Source organism: Novacetimonas hansenii JCM 7643 (genome assembly GCF_000964405.1).
Classification (GTDB): domain Bacteria; phylum Pseudomonadota; class Alphaproteobacteria; order Acetobacterales; family Acetobacteraceae; genus Novacetimonas; species Novacetimonas hansenii.
The window spans coordinates 1-6,069 of the sequence record NZ_BANE01000157.1; the positions used below are offsets into that span (position 1 = coordinate 1).

The window sequence follows — 6,069 nt, forward strand, 5'->3', positions numbered from 1 at the left end:
GAAGCTTTTTGAAAAAAGCTTCACCAAAAACTTTTATGATTTCATGATCTTGTCGGACTTACCTTTTCAAACAGTCTCCCGGCGCTGCGGAACCTGGGCCGCGGTATGGCAATCCTGCGCCAACGGATCATGGGCCAGACTCTGCCCTTGAAGGTTCCCCCACTCACACCGCAAATGTCATGGGGCGTCTTTGCCGTCGCCATACCATATTCGATATCGGATCGCCCTCACTCTACCAAGATAGAATGAGCCGAACGCACTGACACATTGGCCCTTCGGCCAGATATGCAGCCTGATCGGTGTGTCATCTTCCAGATCTACTGGCGGCGATCAACCTCCAGCATAGGTTGCTGTCGCACCGGTCCGCACTGGTGGAAACTCTGGAAACGAAAGACGGGCGGATATAACCGCGCGCCGTGACTGGCCCCGATTATGGCCGCCCCTGTCCGTGGGATGTTTCCGGGTCGTCTCCTGACGGCGCATGGCATTTCCTCAACGCTGACCTGTCGCTTCGACCGTGCGAGATGCTACGCGCCTTTTCATACCCTTCATGCACGGTAACACCGCACATGCCTGCCCCTTCCTGCACCGGGGCGGCATAGGTTCACCATCAGCACCGCAAGACCACAGAATGCCACCCCCTATCCCCCCGGTAAGGCTGGCTGGGATGGGTGATAGAACAGCAGCGGCGTAGCTTGGCAATGATGGCGGGACCATAATCCTGTGCCGCAAAAATGCTGAAACGCGGACGGTACTTATGGCGTGGGGCCTGCCATCACGGCATGCGGTCACGGGAAGTATGCAATAAGATGTATAATTTTCACATCTTTTATAATGCTGGAAAAAGATGTTCATGTTGCATACCTATCGACCCATGCGCCTGACCCTGCATACTGATTATGCCCTCAGAACATTGATTTATCTGGGAATCCATACGGACCGCCTGACCTCCATCCACGAGATCGCGCAGGCCTATGGCATTTCGGAAAATCATCTGATCAAGATCATTCACCGTCTTGGCCGTGGTGGCTTTGTGGAGACCCTGCGTGGCCGCAGGGGGGGATTGCGCCTTGGTCGCCCCGCGCATGATATCCTGATCGGTGATGTCGTACGTTATACCGAGGAAGACCTCGGCCTTGTAAGCTGCATGCAGGCCCCTGCCGAAGGGGTGCGGCCCTGCCTTCTGGTGGGGGGATGTTCCCTGCGCGGCATCCTGAACGAGGCGCTGGGGTCATTCATGAGTGTACTCGACAGCTATACACTGGAACAGGCCATCACGGCGCATGAACGCCGCCTGCTCGACGCGCCGCCGCCGACCACGCCCTGACGCCCTGACGCCCTGACGCCCTGACGCCCTGACGGGCCTTCGCACATCCTCACGCCACATACCATCACCATACCATCACCACGGTGCGGTGAATGTCCATATCCCCCTTGCCACATCATGCCACTGGCACATCATGCCCCTGCCACACATAAACCGCGTGACAGGGACACCGTGATGGTGGGGAACAGGGAGGGGGGTGTCAGCCCCCGGCGTTCTTCTTGCGCCGCCCGCGCGGTGCCGCGGTTTGCGGTTCCTCCGGCATGGGCGCCGCACCGGCATGGGCGGAAGCGGGAACCGTGCGCCCCAGTCCGCTTTGCTGCGCCAGGGCGGAACGTTTCGCCGCGTAATTGGGCGCGGTCATCGGATAATGCGACGGCAGGCCCCATTTTTCACGATACTGCTCTGGCGTCATGCCATAGGCCCGGTCAAGATGCCGCTTGAGCATCTTGAGCTTCTTCCCGTCTTCAAGGCAGATGATATAATCGGGGAAGACGGATTTCTTGATTGGCACGGCGGGTTGCAACGGTTCCGCCTTTTCCTGCCCATCACCGCCTGTGGCGCCGAGTGCGGCGAAAACGTTGCGGATCAGGTCCGGCACACGTTCGGGCGGCAGGCTGTTATTGATCATGTAAGCTGACACGATATCCGTTGTCAGGGACATGAGTTCAGGGGTCTGGATGTGTTTTTTATCCAATTTCTCACCATTCATGCAGAAAATATCAGAATAATATCACCGTTTGCATTGATAATAATCCCATGCGGCGCACTACGCAATTGTTGTCTTCCGGCGCTGTTGGTTCCTGTATATATGCATCACCTGAATTATTTATAGATCATCAGGATAATTTATACATGATTGCATCGACACGATCATGATTTCATCCATACGGCACCATACCGTGTCTCATGGCCGAATATTTTATGTATTTATCGCAATGGGTACCTGAAAAGTTCCCCCATTTATTGCCTGTCATCATCACGTTTTGCCAGCACATCTGAACATGTGCGGTTTTTTCTTCGCACCGGCCTGTCCAGAAATTCTTCTGCCCTGTCACCATGCACCGCCGCCCCTGCATCGCCCGTCCGTCGGCAATATCATGAAATCATAAAATTTCTGGTAAATACTCGTCTGAAAAATCATTACAAAAACCATGAATTCCTGAAAAAAACGACCTTTCGTGCCGTTCATTACTTCTGTCGGGGCGGTTTACGGATATCCCTCCCTTGCATCATCCCCTGACATGACGGCGGCGTTGCACCGTGGCGGACGGTCATGCACCCTATTGCGCGCATGGCTGCCGACGTGACAGATGGCGCCGTATCCATGGGCAGGCCATGGACACCGTTCCGTCCACACTGCGCACCCGGCCATGGGATGGGACATGTTATGGATCGTAAAACCCTGATGGAAAACCGATACCGGATTCCCTCGCTTGCGGCGCTCAATGCGTTCGTGGCGTTCGCCCGCACCGGGGCCATCCGCCGGGCGGCGGCAGAACTGCGGATCGACCATGCCGCCGTCAGCCGGCACCTGCGCGATCTTGAACATGCACTTGGCGTGCCGTTGCGCACCGGCCAGGGCGGCCTGACCCCACAGGCCGAAATCTATTGCGCGCGGATCATCCCCCTGCTGGAGGGACTGGCCCACGCCACGGCGGACATGCGCCAGGATATTGCGCATCTGACTGTCACCTGTTCGCATGGCTTTGCCTATCACTGGCTGCTGCCGCGCCTGTCGGCCTTTCGCCGCGACCATCCATGCATCGACCTGTTACTGCGTCCCGTCGATGCCGATACCGGATTTGATCCCCGCCATGGCACTGGCGCCCTGCATGCCGACATCCGGTACATGACCGATGAACCGCAAGGACCGGAATACAGGGGGGCGGAACGCAACATGCGCTGCATGGAAATCACCCGCCCGGCGGTCTTTCCCGTGGCAAGCCCGCGCTGCCTTGCGCGCCTGTCCCACCCGCCCCGCACGGCGGCGGATCTGCTGGACGCCCCCCTGCTGCTGGAGGATGACGAGACGGAGTGGAAATTATGGTTCGCGGCCCAATCGGTGCAGATCGGCACGGTGCCTGCGGCGGGACGGCTGTGGCAGGCGCATCTTGCTCTGGCGGCCGCACGGGCGGGGGAGGGCATCGCGCTGGGCAATCCTTACCTGTTGGCGGAGGACCTGCGGGCGGGACTGTTATGCCCCGTCACCACGACGGCAACACCCCTGCGCCGGGTCGCGCTGGGGTCATATGTGCTGCGTGCGCCGGCACATGTATGGGAAGGCACGGCCCTGCGCCTGCTGCGCACGTGGCTGTCCGCTCAGGTGGCGATCTATGAAGGGGAGTTGCAGGAGAGGGCACATCCCGGCCCCGAAACCTGACGGGTGTTAAAAAACAACCTGTTCACAGGAACAAAAGACACCTTCCGGGGAGGTCTGTTTCCAACGGGGGGCGCCTTTATCGCGCCCTCTGGCATGGCGCGTCATGCAGGGGGGATTGCCCCATTGCGCCGGTCGCGCGCGCCTTCCTCCGCCGGGGGCAGCCACAGCGTGCATGATGTGCCCTCCCCCTCCCGGCTTTCGATCTGCAGGCGGCCACCGTGGCGGTCCACGATATGCTTGACGATCGCAAGACCCAGCCCCGTGCCCTGCTGCACCTGTCCCGGCACGCGATAAAACTGCTCTGTCACCCGGGGCAGGTAACGCGCGGGAATGCCGGGGCCGTTGTCACGCACGCACACGACCACGCCCCCACCGCACGGCCACGGCGCGTGCGGACCGCCATCCCGCCCGGTCGCGTTCGCCACGGTGACATCCACCCGCGCCCTGCGTCCCGCGACACCGGGGGCATAGCGGATGGCGTTCCCCACCAGGTTCAGCATGACCTGCACGATCTGGTCCCCATCGGCCATGACCGGCATGATGTCGGGCGCCACATCCAGCGCACAGGTAATGTCCGCGCCCTCCAGCAGGGGGCGGGCCTCGTCCATGGCGCGGGCGACGACGGGGGCGACATCGATGCGCGTGCGCGGGCGCTGATGTTCGACCATCTGCACCCGCGACAGGTACGACAGCCGGTCCAGCAGGCGCAGCATGCGTTCGGCCTGCCCCGCCATGATGCCAAGGAAGCGCGCCCGCGCAGGCGCATCATTGGCGGCAGGGCCACGCAGGGTTTCAATGAAGCCCGACAGCGCGGCCAGCGGCGTACGCAGTTCATGGCTGGCATGGGCGACGAAATCGCCGCGCATACGGTCCAGCGCATCCTGTCCCGTCCGATCCTCCAGCAGGGCAACGACAACCCCACGCCCCCCCGGTGCCGAAGGCGCGATCCGCCGCAGCAGCACGCGCACGACCCGGCGCACCGGCACATCAAGCGTGACGGTCGTTTCCGCCGTGGTCGAAAGCTGTTCCAGCACCTGTTGCGTCGCGGGATGGCGCACGATCGCGCCCAGCGTATCGCCAAACATGTCACGTGCGGAGGTGGAGGCATGGGCCAGGTCGCCACGCGGGCCAAAGACGATGCACGCGCCGGGCAGCAGGTCAAGCATATGCGGCAGCGTCGCCAGCGGATCGACCTGCGACGCCGCCGCCGCACGGTCCATAAGGGTGGAGGACGCCGGCACCACCGCATCCGCATCCCTGCCGTGCGCCGTGCTGGCGCGTGATACGCCGTCCCCATGGCGATACCACCGCATGCCCCGCGCCATCATGGCGCGCGTCAGGGCATACCCCCCGCCGCCCAGCGCGATCCCCGCCAGCAGGTCATGCATGGGCGCGCGCCCTGCGGGGCGGGGCCGCCATCAGGGCGTCACGTCACCGGACATGTCGTCAAGGGCATAACCGCTGGCCCGGACCGTGCGGATCAGGTCCGGCAAATCCCCTTCGTTCAGGATACGGCGCAGGCGGCGGATATGGACATCGACCGTGCGCGATTCCACATGCACCCCACGTTCCCAGACCGAACGCAGCAGGTCTTCGCGCGAGAAGACGCGGTTGGGATTGCGCATGAAGAATTCCAGCAAACGATATTCCGTCGGGCCGGGGGCCAGCACACGCCCCGCACGCGTTACGCGGTGGCTGACGGGATCAAGCACGACATCGACAAAACGCAGCACCGCCGTCGCATCGGCCTGTGCCTGGACACCGCCGGCCCCGGCATTCAGCACGCTGCGCCGCAAAAGCGCACGCACGCGGGCGTTGAGCGCCTCCATCCCGCAGGGTTTCGTCAGGTAATCATCCGCGCCGGTGTCCAGCGCATGCACGCTGTCGCTTTCGGCGGTGCGCGCCGTCAGCATCAGCACGGGCATGTCACACATGGCCCCGCCACGCGCGCGCAGCCTGCGGCACAGATCCACACCCGACAGGCCCGGCAGCATCCAGTCCAGCACAAGCAGGTCGGGCTGCCACGATCCCACCTGTTCCAGCGCGTCCAGCCCGTCGGCCACGGCGCGGACTTCGTATCCCGCCGCCTCCAGATTATAGGTGACAAGGACGGACAGCGCCTCGTCATCCTCCGCCACGAGGATTTTCGCACGGGGGTCCGTGCCGGGGTCGGTGGCCGGGGTGGAAGTCGACAGCGACGTCACTGCGTGTCATCCCCCGGCACAAGGTCGGCAATCGCGGCGGGACCTGAAAAACCGCCACGCGGGCGCACGACCGGCAGGATATCGCCCGTCACGGTATAATACACGCGCTCGGCAATATTGGTGGCGTGGTCGCCGATGCGTTCAAGGTTCTTGGCGAT

General features: G+C 62.3%; 7 protein-coding genes and 1 pseudogene. 4 read left to right on the top strand and 4 right to left on the bottom strand.

All coding sequences use genetic code 11. From position 1 onward, the window contains the following. Window positions 1-244: 244 nt before the first annotated feature. Window positions 245-404: pseudogene (locus B7G66_RS18740) on the top strand (DUF932 domain-containing protein); the annotation flags it as partial. Between the two features lie 443 nt (window positions 405-847). Further along, window positions 848-1,327 (top strand): Rrf2 family transcriptional regulator, encoded by a 480-nt coding sequence (locus B7G66_RS11045; RefSeq protein WP_003621483.1) that lies wholly within the window; start codon window positions 848-850, stop codon window positions 1,325-1,327. A 199-nt stretch (window positions 1,328-1,526) separates the two neighbouring features. Here B7G66_RS11045 and B7G66_RS11050 read toward each other — a convergent pair whose 3' ends face one another. Next, complete coding sequence (locus B7G66_RS11050) at window positions 1,527-1,988, bottom strand: MucR family transcriptional regulator (protein ID WP_050772136.1); 462 nt, start codon at window positions 1,986-1,988, stop codon at window positions 1,527-1,529. Window positions 1,989-2,505: 517 nt separating this feature from the next. Here B7G66_RS11050 and B7G66_RS18980 point away from each other — a divergent pair. Together B7G66_RS18980 and B7G66_RS11055 are read left to right on the top strand one after the other, a co-directional pair. Further along, window positions 2,506-2,634: a hypothetical protein gene (locus B7G66_RS18980; protein ID WP_275396232.1), complete on the top strand. Its 129-nt coding sequence runs from the start codon at window positions 2,506-2,508 to the stop codon at window positions 2,632-2,634. 98 nt (window positions 2,635-2,732) lie between these two features. Beyond that, the gene (locus tag B7G66_RS11055; RefSeq protein WP_040512675.1) at window positions 2,733-3,707 is read left to right on the top strand and encodes a LysR substrate-binding domain-containing protein; all 975 of its coding nucleotides are present in this window, start codon (window positions 2,733-2,735) and stop codon (window positions 3,705-3,707) included. A 101-nt stretch (window positions 3,708-3,808) separates the two neighbouring features. On the opposite strand, the gene B7G66_RS11060 is transcribed toward B7G66_RS11055, so the two are convergent. The 3 genes from B7G66_RS11060 to B7G66_RS11070 form a co-directional block, all read right to left on the bottom strand. Continuing rightward, complete coding sequence (locus B7G66_RS11060) at window positions 3,809-5,095, bottom strand: sensor histidine kinase (RefSeq protein WP_064478813.1); 1,287 nt, start codon at window positions 5,093-5,095, stop codon at window positions 3,809-3,811. Window positions 5,096-5,125: 30 nt separating this feature from the next. Next, window positions 5,126-5,911 (bottom strand): response regulator, encoded by a 786-nt coding sequence (locus tag B7G66_RS11065; protein WP_003621473.1) that lies wholly within the window; start codon window positions 5,909-5,911, stop codon window positions 5,126-5,128. Further along, the coding region (locus B7G66_RS11070) for a PhoU domain-containing protein (protein ID WP_048859190.1) at window positions 5,908-6,069 on the bottom strand (162 nt) is incomplete at its 5' end. The genes B7G66_RS11070 and B7G66_RS11065, both read right to left, overlap by 4 nt.